The following is a 14,169-nucleotide window of genomic DNA, read 5'->3' on the forward strand; positions in this document are numbered from 1 at the left end:
ATTGGTTGCAGATGGGTGGTGGCTGCTCTGCGGCGCGGGGCGGCAACTACGCGGCGCCACACGGCCGTTCGACGCGCGGAAAAACCCCTGCGCCGATCACCGCCCTCCGTCATACCCTGACGTCCGCTGTCTGCCGAGGGAGGACGCCATGGGGATTCGAAGCCTGACCCGCACCGAAGCCGAGCGCCGGGGCGCGCTGTTGACGGTCGAGCGGTACGACGTGGACATCGACCTCACCGGTCTGCCCGACGGGCCGGAGGTCCGGTGCGTCTCCACCGTGGCCTTCACCTGTCACGAGCCGGGCGCGGAGACCTTCGTGGACTGCGCGGCAGAGGTGCTCGCCGCCACGCTCAACGGTGTGGCTCTGACCCCCACCGGTGACGGCCGTATCCCCCTGCCCGGTCTGGCCGGGCACAACGTGCTGCGTGTCGAGAGCGTCCAGGCGGACACCGCCACGGGCGAGGGCGTGCACAAGGCGGTCGACCCCGCCGACGGCGAGGTCTACGTGTGGATGAGCTTCGAGCCGGACGAGGCCCGCTTCGTCTGGGCCTGCTTCGACCAGCCCGATCTCAAGGCCCCGCACGCGTTCACCGTCACGGCGCCGTCGGCGTGGACCGTGACCAGCAACTCCGGCGAGGCGCGTGTCGAGGATCTGGGGGCGACCCGTCGCTGGGTCTTCCCGGACACCCCGCCCCTGTCCGTGTACAACACCGTCGTCAACGCGGGCCCCTTCCACGAGATCCGCCGCGAGGCCGACGGCCACGACCTCGGCCTGTACGCCCGCCGCTCCCTCGCCGAGATCCTCGAGCGCGACGCCGACGAGATCTTCACGCTCACCCGCCAGGGCCTCGCCTTCTACGGCGAGGTCTTCGCGATGCCGTTCCCGCAGCGCAGGTACGACCAGGTGTTCGTGCCGGAGTTCGGCGGGGCGATGGAGAACTACGGCTGTGTGACCTGGTCGGACGTCTTCCTGCGGCGGGCCACTCCGACGCCCGCCGAGAGCGAGCTGCTCGCCAAGGTGCTGCTGCACGAGATGGCGCACATGTGGTTCGGCAACATCGTGACCATGCGCTGGTGGGACGACCTCTGGCTGAACGAGGCGTTCGCGGAGTTCGCCTGCCACTGGGCCGCCGAGCGCGCCACCCGCTACACCGACGCATGGGCGAGCCACCTGGCGGACGAGAAGCTCAGGGCGTACCTCTCCGACCAGGGCCCCGTCTCCCACCCGATCCACCAGCCCATCCACGACGTCGCCCAGGCCGCGTCGATCTTCGACAACATCACCTATCCCAAGGGCGCCTCGGTCCTGCAGCAGCTCATGACGTACGTCGGCGAGGAGCGCTTCAGGGCCGGCATGACCGCCTACTTCGCCCGCCACGCCTGGGGCAACACCACGCTCCAGGACCTGATCGACGCCCTGTCCGAGGCGGGCGGCCGTGATCTCGACGCCTGGCGTACGGCGTGGCTCGCGACAGCGGGCACCGACCGCTTCTCCCTGGAGCGCGACGGCGAGAGTGTCACCCTGGTGGCCGCGGACACCCCGCGCCCGCAGGTGCTGGCGGTGGGCGCGTACGGCAGGGACGGCGCGGCCCTCAAGCGCACGGCGCTGGCGCGCGTCGAGGTGACACAGGCCCGCACCGCGGTCACCGGGCTGCCATCCTCGGCGGACGTCCTGCTGATCAACGACGACGACCTGACCTTCGCCACCACCCGCCCGGATGCCGCGTCCAGGGACACCCTTTTCCGTACGGCGGCGCAGTTGCCCACGGCCATCTCCCGGGGCGTGGCCGTGGCCACCGTGTGGGACATGCTGACGACCGGCGAGGCCACGGCGGCGGAAGCCGGGCGGTGCGTCACCGAGGTCCTGGCGGCCGAGACGTCCGACGCAGTGATCGAGCCGTATCTGACCATGGCCGCGAACATCGCCGAGCTGTGGGCGCCGCCCGGCGAACGTGCCGGTCTGACGGCCGCGGTGGCGGCGGTCTGTCGCCGGCTCGCCGCGGACCCCGGCCGCCGTCAGGTCGCCCTGCGCGGCCTGGCCCGCACCGCGACGGGCCCTGACGATCTGGCGTGGCTGCGCGAGCAGGCGGGCGACGACGTCGACCTGCACTGGCGCGCGCTGGTCCGTGAGGCGGAACTGGGCGACGATGTCTCGTCCGAGACCGCCGCCCTGCTGGAACGCGATCCGGATCCCGACGCCTGGGTCCGCGCCCTCACCGTACGGGCCGCACTGCCCGACCCTGCCGTCAAGGCGGAGGTGTGGCAGAAGCTGGCCGTCGACCGCACGGTCCCCGTGCAGGCGGTCCGTCAGGTGGCGGCGGCCTTCTGGCGCCCCGGCCAGGACGAACTGCTGGCCCCGTACGCCGAGCGCTACCTGGACTCGATCCCCCATCTGCACCACGGCGGGATGATCCCGGCGATGACCTTCACCAGCCACCTCTTCCCACCGCACGCCATCGACGCCGCCTACGTCGCAAAGGCCCAACATGCCTCCCAGGAGGCGGCCCCGGTGGTCCGCAACACCCTCCTGGAACGCTCGGACGCGGTCAGCCGGATGCTCCGCTCCCGAACCCGGGCGGCCTGACCCCGGCTCATACGACACCAACTGTGCGCCGCCCGGGGAGAGTTGACCCTCGCTCACCGGATCACACACGAGGGCATGCTCACCCCGGGCGCACCTCCCGCACCCGGGGCTCACCCAATCGGCTGCGCTCGAGGCGAAATTGGCCGCACCGCCATGCAGGGTGATCGCATGAACACAGCACAGCTGAACCCCGCAAACGCCCCCCGTCACTCCAAGAAGTCCTCGGTCCGCCTTCCGCGAATAGTCACGGTCGGCGCCGCACTGGGCATTGCCTGTGCGGCCGGGATGGCAACCGCAGCCACCGCCGTGGCCGCGACGCCCGCCTCGAGCCTCACCGCGGCCAGGGCAGTCCACGGCCACGGCGGCGGGCACGACGGCGACTTCCACGGCATCGGCGGCCATTTCGGCGGCGGCGACTGCGACGGCCTGATCGTCCTGCTCTGCAACTGACGGAAAACCGGCGGCAGTTCCTGCCCGCTACCGCTTCGAGGCGGCAGCGGTCGGGCCGGACCGGAAACCGTCCGCCCCGACCGCTGTCACGCCGTTGACGTCCGCATCCGCAACGCCCTTGGCAGCAGGGCCCGTTGCGCAGGACATGCTTCAAACCAACGTGGGAGATTCCGGAGTCCGCGGCCGCTCGCGCCGCCGCCCGCTCACCCAGGCGAACACCACCACCGAGCACACCGCCGCGACCGCGCACCACGTCGAGATGAACTCCCAGCGCCACAGCGCCCAGCAGACGACCGCCCCGGCGCCGACCAGGACTCCCAGCGCGAGCAGCCCGCGATCGCCGGACAGGAGCAGCGAGCCGACCGTGGCCACGAGGTAGCCGGCGATGAGCAGCCGTCCGTGGGAGAGGCCGATTCCGTAGCCGACGGTGTGGCCGCGGATCTCGGCGGTCACCGGCCGTACCGCCAATGCGTGCGCGAGCACCGCGGCGATCACCGCTCCGACCGCCAGCGGCACCGCCAGCCGCGGGCGCGCCCGTGGTGGCGCGGCGCACAGCACGCCGACCGGCACCCACAGCGCCAGCAGCGGCAAGGCGATGACGGCCCATGCCAGCGTGGCGGGCCCCGAGCCTCCGCCGGCGGCCCACACCGCCGACTCGACGATCTGATGGGCCCCCAGCAGCAACGGCAGCGCAGCCAGCAGCACCTCACCCCGCCGCTTGGTCCGGGCCACACAGGCCACCCCGACGGCGGCGACGGACGCACCCGCCACCAGATCGGCCTTCGCGCTCCAGCACATCACTCCACCATGAGATTCGTCCTCGTACGCCTGCGCCGCCCACGCTACGTCCGCTGCCCGCCGGACGCCGCCCAACAGGCCTGAACGCAGGAGCAGTCGGCGCGGCAGCCAGGAACTCCTGCCCTGCCGGTGCGGGCGGCCTCGGCGCGTGATTGGCTGGCTCCGCCATCGCAGCCCACGCCCAGGAGAAAGCCGCAGCCATGAGCTACAACTTCGAGTACAAGGTCGTCTCCTTCAGGGAGTCGCTGATCGGTGACGCGCTGGACAGCGACAAGCTGGAGAAGGTCCTCAACAAGCACGCCGGGGACGGCTGGGCGCTCAAGGCGATCACGTCCGCCGACGTCAAGGGCCGCATAGGCCCGGGAGCGGTCGAGGGCCTGCTCCTCACCTTCGAACGGCCCCGCTCCTAGCGCACGCCGGACAGCGCACCCGCCGCCCGTGTCGCAGTGGCCGACGGCGGGTACCCGGGGCTCGCCTTTCATGGTCTTCGCGGGATGCCGCGGCCCGTCGGCAGTCGGGTCGTGGCGTCCCGGCCCGGAAGAAAGGGGGCTGCGATGGCACGGCACGCCGACGACGGGGCGGGACAGCGTGCGGGTGTCGCCGAGCTGCGCCTGGCCGCCGGGGACCCGGCGCTCGTCCCCCAGAACGACGCGCTCGCCGAGGATCTCCCGCTGGATCGCAACCAGGCGATCCTGCAGGCCGCGAAGCAGGTCGGCGCGCTGCTGAAGCGGACGGGACATCCGTTCGCGCTCGCGGGCAGTGTCGCCGTGTACGCCCATGGCGGCGCCCAGAACCTCCAGCACGATGTCGACTTCGCCATCAGGCCCGAGGATGCCGCAGCGGTGGCCGAGGCGCTGCGCGAAGCCGGTCTCGTGGTCGACGCACCGCCCGAGGACTGGTTGCTGAAGGCCGAGTGCGGCGGGCAGCAGGTCGATCTCATCTTCGAGCTGGCGCACCAGCCGGTCACGGCGGAGCTGCTGGCGCGGGCCCAGGAGCTGTCGGTCGACTCGGTGCACATGCCCGTGCTGTCGGCGACCGACCTGATGCGCAGCCTGCTGGCCTCCTTCTCCGAGCACCACTGCGACTTCGGTGCGGTGCTGCCGATCGCCCGTGCCCTGCGGGAGAAGATCGACTGGGACGAGGTGCGCCGCGCCTGCGGAGACGCCCCGATGCCGGACGCCTTCTTCTACTTCCTGGAACGGCTGGAGGTCATCCCGCCCAAGGAGGAGGAGCAGCGATGAACGATCCCGTCCCGGACCTGCAACACCCGGCCGCGGAGAACATCGAGTACCGCGTCGCCCACCTGCGCGAGCGGCTTGCGGCGGAAGAGCTCGGCGAACTCGGCGTGCATGTGGATGTGCGGGGCCAGGCGGTCGTGATCGCCGGCACGGTGCCCTCGGCCCGGTGCCGCGACGTCCTGCTGCGGACCGCCCGCGAGGAGCTGGCCCCACTCGCCGTGCGCAGTGATGTCGTCGTGGCCGAGAACGCCTCACCGGACCACGCGGAGGAGTTGTCGTGATCCGCGTCGCCGCCGTCGGGGACATCCATATGGGGGCCGACAGCCAGGGGCTGCTGCGGCCCGCCTTCGACACCCTGCCCGACTGCGCCGACCTGCTGCTGCTCGCCGGTGACCTGACCCGCCACGGCACGCCCGACGAGGCCCGTGTGGTGGCTCAGGAGGTGCGGGGACTGCCGGTGCCGGTCGTGGCGGTCCTGGGCAATCACGACCACCACGACGAGCAGCCCGAGAAGGTCGCCGGCATACTTCAGGACGCGGAGGTGACCGTGCTCGAGGGCCGGGCGACGGTCGTGGAGTGCGGCGGCGTGCGCGTGGGCATCGCGGGGACCAAGGGGTTCGGCGGCGGGTTCGTGGGGCGCAGTGCCGGGGAGTTCGGCGAGCCGCTGATGAAGGAGTTCGTGCGCTACAGCCGGCGCTGTGCCGACGGTCTGCGCGGCGCGCTCGAGGAGCTACGGCGACGGGAGTGCGAGGTGCGGATCGCGCTCACGCACTTCTCCCCCGTGGCCGACACCCTCGCCGGTGAGCCGCTGGAGATCTATCCGTTCCTCGGCAGTTATCTGCTGGCCGAGGCGATCGACACGGCGGGCGCCGATCTCGCCCTGCACGGCCACGCCCACATGGGCACCGAGCACGGTATGACGGCCGGTGGCGTCCGGGTGCGCAATGTGGCCCAGCCGGTCATCCGCCGGGCGTTCAACGTGTACGACCTGCACACCACCGGCGAGGTGCCCGGCTGACGCGCTGCGCACGGTGCGGCATCACTTCACCGTGACGGCTGCACGGCTCTCGTGCTCGCGCCAGGCCTGCTCGCGCAGTTCCGTGGAGAGCAGCAGCTCCACCGCCGTGCAGGCCAGTGCCTCGGCCGCCGCCAGCATCACCCGGCGGGCCCGGTCGGAGGCCGCCGCGGTGGCGAACTCGGGGGTGTGGTCGGAGCCGTCCTCGTCCATGATCGCGACGAAGGGGTGGATCGCGGGCAGCCGTCCGCTGACGTTGCCGATGTCGGAGGAGCCCAGATACACGCCGGGTTCGGGAGGCGTGACCTCGGTGCCCGTGCGGGCCAGGTGTTCGGCGAAGCGTGCGGACAGCACCGTACTGTCGCGGAAGTGCTCGTAGCGCGGGGTGGCGCGCCCGAACGTGACGGTCGTGCCCGTCGCCCGTGCCACGCCGTGTGCGCAGGTCAGCAGCTCCCCCGCCAGGTCCTCCAGGGCGTCGGTCGTCGCCGCGCGCAGGCCGAACAGGCCCTCCGCGTACTCGGGGACGATGTTCGTGGCGAGGCCGCCGTCGGTGACGATGCCCTGGACGTGCGCCCCCTGTGGGAGCCGTCGGCCGACGACGGCGAGGGTGTTGAACAGCTGGATCAGGGCCGCGAGGGCGTCGATGCCCTCGGTGGGGTTGCCGGTGGGGTGCGCGGCGCGGCCGTGGAAGCCGATGCGGTACTGGGTCTGGGCGGTCAGCGGCGCCCACTGCCAGTTGTGGACGCCCGGGTGGAACATCAGGGCGGCGTCGACGTCGTCGAACACGCCGGCCTCGGTCTCGGTGACCTTGCCGCCACCGCCCTCCTCCGCGGGCGTCCCCACCACGCACACTGTTCCCTCGTCCTTGTCCAGCACGGCCCGTGCCGCGAGCGCGGCTCCGAGGCCCGCGGCGGCGATCAGGTTGTGGCCGCAGGCGTGCCCGAGTCCGGGCACGGCGTCGTACTCCAGCAGGAGGGCCACCGCAGGCCTGGGGACGGTTCCGGCGCGCGCGGCGAATGCGGTGGGCAGTCCGGCGAGCTCCCGCTCGACGGTGAAGCCCGCGCGTTCGAGTTCGCCGCTCAGCAGCCGGGCCGCCCGGTGTTCCTCGAAGGCGTACTCCGGATCGGCGTGCAGGGTTCGGGCAATCTCCCACAGCCGTTCCGCCCGGGCAGCCACTTCCCCGAGCACCTGTCCGAGCACGTTGTCCACCGTGTCTGCCACGTCTGCCACACCGGCCTCCCGAGGACGGCCATCTCCGGATGTGTCGTCGGTTGTGTTGTGTCGTCGATCGTGCGAGTTCCAACAAAAACGCCTTCCACACCACGGTCGGACGGCCGGTGAGGGCCCCGCTGCAGCGGGGTGTTAGTGCCCCGGGGGCCGGGGCACTCGGTGGCCCGTGGCGGATCCGGACCGGGAGCCGCCGCTTCCTGGCTGGAGGTGAGGGGCATGGGACACGGCGGAAACGTCATCGACGAGCTGACGACCGACCACCGGGAGGTCGAGGAGATCTTCGGCAGGATCGACGCGCTGCCGTCCGGTGACAAGGACCGCAAGGTGTACGCCGACCAGGCCACGATGGAGCTGGTACGGCACTCGGTGGCCGAGGAGGAGTATCTCTACCCGGCGGTGCGCGAACATCTGGTCAACGGGAACGCCATGGCGGACCGGGAGATCGAGGACCACTCCAGGGCCGAGCGGATCATGAAGGATCTGGAGAGCTGCGCGGCGGACGATCCGGAGTTCGACCGGCTCATCGGGATGCTGATGAGCGAGATCCGTGCGCACCTGGCCGACGAGGAGCAGAACCTCTTCCCCCAACTGCGTGTGGCGTGCACGGCGGAGACGCTCGACTCGCTGGGCGAGAAGGTCCGCATGGCCAAGAAGATGGCTCCCACCCGGCCGCACCCCTCCGCCCCGGACACGCCTCCGGCCAACAAGCTGCTGGCACCGGGGGCCGGTCTGGTCGACCGGCTGCGCGACGCACTCAGCGGCCGCGGCAAGCTCGACTGAGGGGATACGGCCCCTGCGGCGTGCCCCTGGCTCTCAGGCGATGAGCGCCTGACCCGGTTTGAGGAGCTGCAACAGCTGCTCCTGGTGCAGGGCGCTCACGGGGGCCAGCAGATCGGGGTGGCGCAGCAGCGCCGCCGCACGCCGGTCGCTGTCGTCCGGGGCGAGCAGGCGCCGGAACTCGGCGGGCGTACCGGCCAGGTGGCCGCCCTCGGCGATCGCGGCCACCGCGAGGCCGGCCAGTTCCGGGTCGGTCAGCAGACTGGCCGCCCAGCTCGCCACGACCTCGTCGACCCAGGTGCGCCAGGCACGGTCGTCGGCGTCCTGCTCGGCAGCGGCGTCCGCGCCGGCGATCCAGTCGAGCCGGGCGGCTCCTCCGGGGCCCGCCATCCCGACGAGGGCGGCGTCCGTCGGCGTCGGGTAGCGCAGCCAGGCCGCGACGGTCACGGCCTGGCGGGCCTGCACCTCGCACAGGGCCGAGGCCAGCGCGCCGCCGCCCGAGGGGTAGGCGCGCATCAGCCACTGGGCGGTCGCGGCGATGATCGGGGAGAGGTCTGCGAGCACTGCGGGGCCGTCCGTACTGCGTGGTGGGGACAGGAGACAGGCGAAAAACGGTAGCCCGCGGCTGCGAGCGGCGACACGCCCTCACCTCACCCGATGACGTGGCATCGACCACACCGGCCCGGGGAACCCGGTGGTTCTCTGCACCTACCCACACCTCTTGGAGAGGGTCATGAGTCTCCTGCGTACGGTCGGCCGCCCCATGCTCGCCTCCATGTTCATCAGCGGCGGCCTGAACACACTGCGCGCTCCCGAGGAGGTCGCGCCGGTGGCCGAGCCCGTCGTCGAACCGGTCACCGAGCGGGTCGACGCCCTGCCCGACCGCACCGAACAGGTCGTACGGCTCAATGGGGCCGTACAGGTGGTGGCCGGTCTGCTGCTGGGCAGCGGGCGGCTGCCGCGGCTGGCCGCGCTGGCCATCGCGGGCACCCTGGTGCCGACCACCCTCGCCGGTCACCGTTTCTGGGAGGCCGAGGACCCCGAGGAGCGGGCCCAGCAGCGCATCCACTTCTTCAAGAACCTGTCGATGCTCGGCGGTCTGCTGATCGCGGCCGACGACACGGCGGGCGCCCCCTCGCTGGCCTGGCGCGGCCGCCATGCCGCCCATGACCTGCGGCGGGATGCACATCTGGTCAGCCGGTCCGTGCGCGCCACGGCGCGGCCGGCCGCGGCGGTCGGCGGCGCCCGGGCCAAGCTGGCGCACTGATCACCTCACCCGCGCGCAGGCACCAGGAACCGGTCGAGGGCCTCGGTCAGTTCGGCCGGCTTCTCCACCGGCAGTTCGTGCCCGGCGTCGATGATGCGGACGACCGCGTTCGGGTACGCCTTCGCCATGCGCAGCATCTGCTTCAGCGGGAGCTGGATGTCGTGGTAGCCGTGGACGATGAGGGTGGGTGCCTCGATCTCCCCGACGCGGTCGAGGATGTCGAAGGCCCGCATGGCGCCGTAGTCGGTCATGACCACTTCCTTCGGCGTGGCGGCGGAGGCCTCGATGTACTTGCGGATCTCCTCGCGTGGGTGGCCGGGTGCGAAGGCGCGCTGGATGTTGGCGGCGACGAACAGCTTGAAGGGCACGAGGGTGGAGGCCGCCATCAGCAGGCCCCGGCCGCGGCTGTAGGTCATACGGCTGATGGAGTCCACGAGGACCAGGCGTTCGACGAGGTCGGGCCGGGCCAGAGCGATCGTTTGGGCGATCATGCCGCCCATGGAGTGGCCGACGAGGACGCAGCGGTCGACCTTCAGGTGGTCGAGGAGGGCGAGGACGTCCTGGGCGAGGTCGTCGACGGCCCCCACGCCCGCTCCGGTGCTGTCGCCGTGGCCGCGCAGGTCCAGCCGTATCACCCGGCGCTCGGCCGAGAAGTGCGCGGTCTGGTGGTCCCAGCGGTGGCGGTTGGCCGTCCACCCGTGGACGAACACCAGGGGTGTGCCCCGGCCGTCGCGGGGGCCTTCGTCGTCGTACGCCAACACCGCGCCCTCGACTTCGAGTTGCGCCATGTTCTGCCTCCAGGGTCCGGTCCGTTACCGACCAGTAGGCTAATCGGCCGCGAGGCCGCCGTCATCGTCGAAGACACGAGAGGGCCTGGGCACCGTGTGATCACGGTGCCCAGGCCCTCGGCGCGAGCGGGCCTCAGCCTCCGTCGAGGCGTGCGCGCAGGAGTCCCTTGCCGAGTTCCGCGCCCTTGCGGCTGTCCGCCTGGGCCTTGCGGAACAGGTCGGCGACCTCGGTGTCCTTCTCGCGGTCCGCGTCCTGGATGTAGTTCTCCAGGCGCAGGGCGTTGCTCAGGCACGCCTCCACATACCAGATGAGGTTGTAGTCCTTGTCCGGCGTACCCGTCACGCCGCCGGTCTCCGTGCTGCTGGTCATCTGGACCCTCCTCCAGCGGTTGTCGTTCCGGAGCAGTCCGAGTACCCGTCCCACGCTGTGCAATCAGCCGACGTCCCACAGGAAGCGGTGGGTGTGGATGCCGAAGTACGGGAACGAGCGGATGTCCCGGATGCCGTCGATGGGCCGTACGACGTCGTTGACGAAGTCCAGCAGCTCGCGCGGGCCCGCGGCGACGACCTCGGCGAACAGGTCGAAGCCGCCGGAGGTGAGCACCGAGTAGACGACCTCGGAGCGGCGGGCCAGTTCGTCGGCGACCGCGCGCGGGTCGCCGTCCACGCCGATGCCGAGCAGGGCCATGGCCTGTCCGCCCATGGCCATCGGGTCGGTGACCCCGACGACCTGTACGGCCTTGGAGTCCAGCAGCCGCTGCAGGCGCTGGCGGGCGGCGGACGCCGACAGGCCGACCTTGGGGCCGAGGTCGGCGTAGGCGATGCGCCCGTCGGTCTGCAGTTCACGCAGGATGGCCCGGTCGATCTCGTCCACGGTCCTGGTTCTCCTTCTCCCACCGGCTGCGTCGAGCCTAACGGGCCTGCTCAGCCGCCCAGTTCGGCCAGGGCTTCGGCGAAGACCCCGGTGTGGGTGTCGACGTCCTGGTCGGTGGTGTCGGGGCACATCAGGGCCATGTTGTGGAACGGGGTCAGCAGGATGCCCCGGTTGGCCAGGTAGAGGTGGAGGAAGTCCTCGAGCTCGGGGTCGGCGGCCGCCGCGGACTCGGTGCCGGTGCGGGGTGCCGGGGAGGCGAAGCGGTATTCGGTGCGGGCGCCGAGCCGGCTCACCGACCAGGGCAGTGCGTGGGCTTCGATGCCCGCTCGTACCCCTGCCTCGAAACGCTCGGACAGCTTGGTCATCCGGGCGAACGCCTCGTCGGTCAGGACGTGTTCGAGGGTGGCGCGGGTGGCGGCGACGGACAGGGCGTTGCCGGCCAGGGTGCCGCCGACGCCTCCCATGTCGATCAGGTCGAGGTCGGCGCGGGCGAGGAGACGGTCGGCGAGCTCGGCGGACAGGCCGTAGGCGCCGGCCGGGATGCCGCCGCCGATCGCCTTGCCGATGGTCAGGAGGTCGGGCTCCAGGCCCCAGGCGGCGGTGCAGCCGCCCGGTCCGGCGGAAAAGGTGTGGGTCTCGTCGTTGATGAGCAGGGTGCCGTGGCGGCGGGTCAACTCCCTTACGCCTTCGAGGTATCCGGGTTCGGGCAGCACGATGCCGATGTTGGTGAGCGCGGGTTCCATGAGGACGGCGGCCACGTCGCCGTGGGCGAGTTCGCGCTCCAGCTGCTCCAGATCGTTGAACTCCGCGACGCGGCTGGTCAGGGTGACGTCGCAGGGGGCTCCGACGTTTCCGGGGCGGGCCACTCCCCTGCCGTCCGGTCCGACGACGATGAGGGACTCGTCGACGCTGCCGTGGTAGCTGTAGCTGTTCACCAGGATCTTGGTCCGGCCGGTGACGGCCCGGGCGAGCCTGATCGCCCACCGGTTGGCGTCGGTCGCCGTCAGCGAAAAGCTCCAGCGGGCCAGGCCGAAGCGGCGGGTCAGCTCGGCGCCGACCCATTCGGCGTCCTCGGTCGGCAGCATCGCGGTGGCACCGCCCAGATCGGCGAAGCGCCGCTGGACCGCCTCGGCGACGGCCGCCGGGGAGTGACCGGCCATCGCGCCCGTGTCACCGAGGCAGAAGTCGATGTACTCCTGCCCGTCGATGTCGGTGACGCGCGCGCCGCGGGCGGTGGCCAGATAGCGGGGAAACGCGCCGGCCGTCTTGTTCATCCACGTCATCGGCACCCGACCGAAGAGATGGTCGGCGCGCGCGTAGGCGTCCTTCGAACGCTCGCAGCGGCGCTCGGCCTGCTCCTTCTCCCGGGCCAGCAGGTACTGCAGACGAGTGCGATCCATGGAATCCCCGACCTCTGGGCACGACAGAACAATCGGAGAGTACGGCGCAAAACGTTGAGATGCCAGACCATGGCAGCAGAATCCGCCGCCTTCACGATCGAATCACGCGCCCGGGCGTCCGGCGAAGGAGGCCCACTGCACATCCGGGTGCCCCGGTACCGCCCGGTCCTCGGCGCGCCACTCGGCGACGAGCTGGGCGTAGATCGGCGGACACGCCTCGGGCCCGTGGGTCAGTTCGGCGTACGGGGCGGAAACGGATTCGTCGGCGAGAGGGCGGCGCGACACCAGGGCGGTTCGGTTCATGCCGGGGCAACGCGGCGACGGCGCCCGCGGTACGGATCCGGGCGGGAGGTCACCGGGTCGAGTGAGCGCACCGCCCGCTCGCTGTCGCCGTTGATCCGACAAGCAGGATGCCGAGAAGAGCGTACGAATTGGCAAGGAAGGAAGGCGAGTTGACGGCGACGACAGTGTGTACTGGTGACCATGACCGACCGCATCGCCCTCGACCCGTTCGGCGCCGACATCACCGCCGAGAGTGCCCGCCTGCGCGCCCAGGGCCCGCTCGTGCCCGTGGAGTTGCCCGGCGGCATCCCCGCCTGGGCGCCCACCCGTTACGACACCCTCAAGGAGCTGATCCTCGATCCGCAGGTGAGCAAGGACCCGCGGCTGCACTGGAAGTTGTGGCCCGAGATCGGTGAACACCCCTCCTGGGGCTGGATCTTGGGCTGGGTGGGCGTGGTCAACATGCTCTCCACCTACGGCGGTGACCATGCACGGCTGCGCAAGCTGGTGGCGCCGAGCTTCACGCATCGGCGCACCGAGTCGATGCGGGCGCGGGTGGAGGCGATCACCGCGGAGCTGCTGGACGCGCTGGAGGCGGCCGGTGCCGGCGGGCAGGTGGTGGATGTCAGGGCGGGGCTCGCGCATCCGCTGCCGATGCAGGTCATCTGCGAACTGTTCGGTGTTCCCGAGGAGTTGCGGGAGGACACCGGGCGGATGGTCGCCGCCATCATGGACACCTCGGACCCGAGCCCGGAGCATGCCGCGTCCGTGCAGCAGCAGATCGGCACGGTGCTGCCGGCGCTCATCGCCCATCGCAGCGTGCATCCCGGGGACGATCTGACGACCGAGCTGATCCGGGTGCGGGACGCGGACGGCGACCGGCTCAGCGACGAGGAGCTGCTGTACACGCTGTTGCTGGTGATCGGCGCCGGGTTCGAGACGACGGTCAACCTCATCGGCAACGCGGTCGTGGCCCTGCTCCGGCATCCCAAGCAGCTGGCGGCCGTGCGGGCCGGGGAGATCGGCTGGGACGCGGTCGTGGACGAGACGCTGCGGGTGCAGCCGTCGATCGCCTCACTGCCGCTGCGCTTCGCCGTCTGCGATCTCAAGGTCGGTGACGTCACGATTCCGGCGGGCGACGCGATCATCACGACGTATGCGGCATCCGGGCTGGATCCCGCCCACTACGGGCCGGACGCGGACGTCTTCGACGCGGCGCGCGGGGCCGACGACCATCTGGCGTTCGGCATCGGCGTGCACCGCTGCATCGGTGCTCCGCTCGCCCGGGTGGAGGCGCTGACCGCACTGCCCGCCCTCTTCGAGCGCTTCCCCGAGCTGCAACTGGCCCTCCCGGAGGACGAGTTGCGGCAGGTGCCGTCGTTCATCGCCTTCGGGTGGCAGGAGGTGCCGGTACGCCTCCAGGGGTAACCGCACGGGGGGCCCGACCGGTCCCCCGCTCCGGTCGC

At 71.4% G+C, this 14,169-nt stretch carries 17 protein-coding genes; 9 read left to right on the plus strand and 8 right to left on the minus strand.

Annotation, left to right across the window (positions count from 1 at the left end; genetic code table 11):
• The first annotated feature begins 148 nt into the window (after positions 1 to 148).
• Together pepN and ABZ880_RS30830 are read left to right on the plus strand one after the other, a co-directional pair.
• Complete coding sequence (pepN, locus tag ABZ880_RS30825; protein WP_361269262.1) at positions 149 to 2,584, plus strand: aminopeptidase N; 2,436 nt, start codon at positions 149 to 151, stop codon at positions 2,582 to 2,584.
• Between the two features lie 168 nt (positions 2,585 to 2,752).
• Positions 2,753 to 3,034, plus strand: a complete 282-nt coding sequence (locus ABZ880_RS30830; protein WP_361269265.1) for a hypothetical protein — start codon at positions 2,753 to 2,755, stop codon at positions 3,032 to 3,034.
• Between the two features lie 150 nt (positions 3,035 to 3,184).
• Here the strand turns inward: ABZ880_RS30830 and ABZ880_RS30835 are convergent, their stop codons facing one another.
• Positions 3,185 to 3,832, minus strand: a complete 648-nt coding sequence (locus ABZ880_RS30835; protein WP_361269268.1) for a DUF6629 family protein — start codon at positions 3,830 to 3,832, stop codon at positions 3,185 to 3,187.
• A gap of 200 nt (positions 3,833 to 4,032) precedes the next feature.
• Here ABZ880_RS30835 and ABZ880_RS30840 point away from each other — a divergent pair, with 200 nt between their 5' ends.
• From ABZ880_RS30840 to ABZ880_RS30855, 4 genes are all read left to right on the plus strand, one after another.
• A complete protein-coding gene (locus ABZ880_RS30840; RefSeq protein ID WP_361269270.1) occupies positions 4,033 to 4,242 on the plus strand; it encodes a DUF4177 domain-containing protein in 210 nt (69 codons plus the stop codon).
• Between the two features lie 144 nt (positions 4,243 to 4,386).
• On the plus strand, positions 4,387 to 5,073 hold the full coding sequence (locus ABZ880_RS30845) for a nucleotidyltransferase family protein (protein WP_361269273.1): 687 nt from the start codon (positions 4,387 to 4,389) through the stop codon (positions 5,071 to 5,073).
• Positions 5,070 to 5,351, plus strand: a complete 282-nt coding sequence (locus ABZ880_RS30850) for a hypothetical protein (protein WP_361269276.1) — start codon at positions 5,070 to 5,072, stop codon at positions 5,349 to 5,351. Before ABZ880_RS30845 ends, ABZ880_RS30850 begins: the two co-directional genes overlap by 4 nt.
• A complete protein-coding gene (locus tag ABZ880_RS30855; RefSeq protein ID WP_361269279.1) occupies positions 5,348 to 6,088 on the plus strand; it encodes a metallophosphoesterase in 741 nt (246 codons plus the stop codon). Before ABZ880_RS30850 ends, ABZ880_RS30855 begins: the two co-directional genes overlap by 4 nt.
• Positions 6,089 to 6,109: 21 nt before the next feature.
• On the opposite strand, the gene ABZ880_RS30860 is transcribed toward ABZ880_RS30855, so the two are convergent.
• Complete coding sequence (locus ABZ880_RS30860) at positions 6,110 to 7,306, minus strand: amidohydrolase (RefSeq protein WP_361269497.1); 1,197 nt, start codon at positions 7,304 to 7,306, stop codon at positions 6,110 to 6,112.
• A gap of 225 nt (positions 7,307 to 7,531) precedes the next feature.
• Here ABZ880_RS30860 and ABZ880_RS30865 point away from each other — a divergent pair, with 225 nt between their 5' ends.
• Complete coding sequence (locus tag ABZ880_RS30865; RefSeq protein WP_361269282.1) at positions 7,532 to 8,095, plus strand: hemerythrin domain-containing protein; 564 nt, start codon at positions 7,532 to 7,534, stop codon at positions 8,093 to 8,095.
• A 33-nt stretch (positions 8,096 to 8,128) separates the two neighbouring features.
• On the opposite strand, the gene ABZ880_RS30870 is transcribed toward ABZ880_RS30865, so the two are convergent.
• Positions 8,129 to 8,656, minus strand: coding sequence for a hypothetical protein (locus ABZ880_RS30870; protein ID WP_361269284.1), 528 nt, complete (start codon positions 8,654 to 8,656; stop codon positions 8,129 to 8,131).
• 169 nt (positions 8,657 to 8,825) lie between these two features.
• Here ABZ880_RS30870 and ABZ880_RS30875 point away from each other — a divergent pair, with 169 nt between their 5' ends.
• Complete coding sequence (locus ABZ880_RS30875) at positions 8,826 to 9,359, plus strand: DoxX family protein (protein ID WP_361269287.1); 534 nt, start codon at positions 8,826 to 8,828, stop codon at positions 9,357 to 9,359.
• Positions 9,360 to 9,364: 5 nt separating this feature from the next.
• Here the strand turns inward: ABZ880_RS30875 and ABZ880_RS30880 are convergent, their stop codons facing one another.
• The 5 genes from ABZ880_RS30880 to ABZ880_RS30900 form a co-directional block, all read right to left on the minus strand.
• The gene (locus tag ABZ880_RS30880) at positions 9,365 to 10,147 is read right to left on the minus strand and encodes an alpha/beta fold hydrolase (RefSeq protein WP_361269290.1); all 783 of its coding nucleotides are present in this window, start codon (positions 10,145 to 10,147) and stop codon (positions 9,365 to 9,367) included.
• Positions 10,148 to 10,280: 133 nt separating this feature from the next.
• Positions 10,281 to 10,517 carry a hypothetical protein gene (locus tag ABZ880_RS30885; protein ID WP_361269293.1) on the minus strand — a complete coding sequence of 79 codons (237 nt, stop codon included), beginning with the start codon at positions 10,515 to 10,517 and terminating at the stop codon, positions 10,281 to 10,283.
• Positions 10,518 to 10,580: 63 nt separating this feature from the next.
• Positions 10,581 to 11,021: an Lrp/AsnC family transcriptional regulator gene (locus ABZ880_RS30890; RefSeq protein WP_361269296.1), complete on the minus strand. Its 441-nt coding sequence runs from the start codon at positions 11,019 to 11,021 to the stop codon at positions 10,581 to 10,583.
• Between the two features lie 50 nt (positions 11,022 to 11,071).
• Positions 11,072 to 12,421, minus strand: a complete 1,350-nt coding sequence (locus ABZ880_RS30895; RefSeq protein WP_361269299.1) for a transaminase — start codon at positions 12,419 to 12,421, stop codon at positions 11,072 to 11,074.
• A gap of 102 nt (positions 12,422 to 12,523) precedes the next feature.
• Positions 12,524 to 12,724, minus strand: coding sequence for a hypothetical protein (locus tag ABZ880_RS30900; RefSeq protein WP_361269302.1), 201 nt, complete (start codon positions 12,722 to 12,724; stop codon positions 12,524 to 12,526).
• 174 nt (positions 12,725 to 12,898) lie between these two features.
• Here ABZ880_RS30900 and ABZ880_RS30905 point away from each other — a divergent pair, with 174 nt between their 5' ends.
• Positions 12,899 to 14,131: a cytochrome P450 gene (locus tag ABZ880_RS30905; RefSeq protein ID WP_361269305.1), complete on the plus strand. Its 1,233-nt coding sequence runs from the start codon at positions 12,899 to 12,901 to the stop codon at positions 14,129 to 14,131.
• Positions 14,132 to 14,169: the final 38 nt, after the last annotated feature.

This window comes from Streptomyces sp. NPDC047043 (assembly GCF_040644055.1).
Classification (GTDB): domain Bacteria; phylum Actinomycetota; class Actinomycetes; order Streptomycetales; family Streptomycetaceae; genus Streptomyces.

What these genes read in the sequence shown, in the direction of transcription:
- pepN (WP_361269262.1), top strand. Translation starts at nt 149, where the DNA reads ATGGGGATTCGAAGCCTGACCCGCACCGAAGCCGAGCGCCGGGGCGCG.
- ABZ880_RS30830 (WP_361269265.1), top strand. Translation starts at nt 2,753, where the DNA reads ATGAACACAGCACAGCTGAACCCCGCAAACGCCCCCCGTCACTCCAAG.
- ABZ880_RS30835 (WP_361269268.1), bottom strand. Translation starts at nt 3,832, where the DNA reads ATGTGCTGGAGCGCGAAGGCCGATCTGGTGGCGGGTGCGTCCGTCGCC.
- ABZ880_RS30840 (WP_361269270.1), top strand. Translation starts at nt 4,033, where the DNA reads ATGAGCTACAACTTCGAGTACAAGGTCGTCTCCTTCAGGGAGTCGCTG.
- ABZ880_RS30845 (WP_361269273.1), top strand. Translation starts at nt 4,387, where the DNA reads ATGGCACGGCACGCCGACGACGGGGCGGGACAGCGTGCGGGTGTCGCC.
- ABZ880_RS30850 (WP_361269276.1), top strand. Translation starts at nt 5,070, where the DNA reads ATGAACGATCCCGTCCCGGACCTGCAACACCCGGCCGCGGAGAACATC.
- ABZ880_RS30865 (WP_361269282.1), top strand. Translation starts at nt 7,532, where the DNA reads ATGGGACACGGCGGAAACGTCATCGACGAGCTGACGACCGACCACCGG.
- ABZ880_RS30875 (WP_361269287.1), top strand. Translation starts at nt 8,826, where the DNA reads ATGAGTCTCCTGCGTACGGTCGGCCGCCCCATGCTCGCCTCCATGTTC.
- ABZ880_RS30880 (WP_361269290.1), bottom strand. Translation starts at nt 10,147, where the DNA reads ATGGCGCAACTCGAAGTCGAGGGCGCGGTGTTGGCGTACGACGACGAA.
- ABZ880_RS30885 (WP_361269293.1), bottom strand. Translation starts at nt 10,517, where the DNA reads ATGACCAGCAGCACGGAGACCGGCGGCGTGACGGGTACGCCGGACAAG.
- ABZ880_RS30895 (WP_361269299.1), bottom strand. Translation starts at nt 12,421, where the DNA reads ATGGATCGCACTCGTCTGCAGTACCTGCTGGCCCGGGAGAAGGAGCAG.
- ABZ880_RS30900 (WP_361269302.1), bottom strand. Translation starts at nt 12,724, where the DNA reads ATGAACCGAACCGCCCTGGTGTCGCGCCGCCCTCTCGCCGACGAATCC.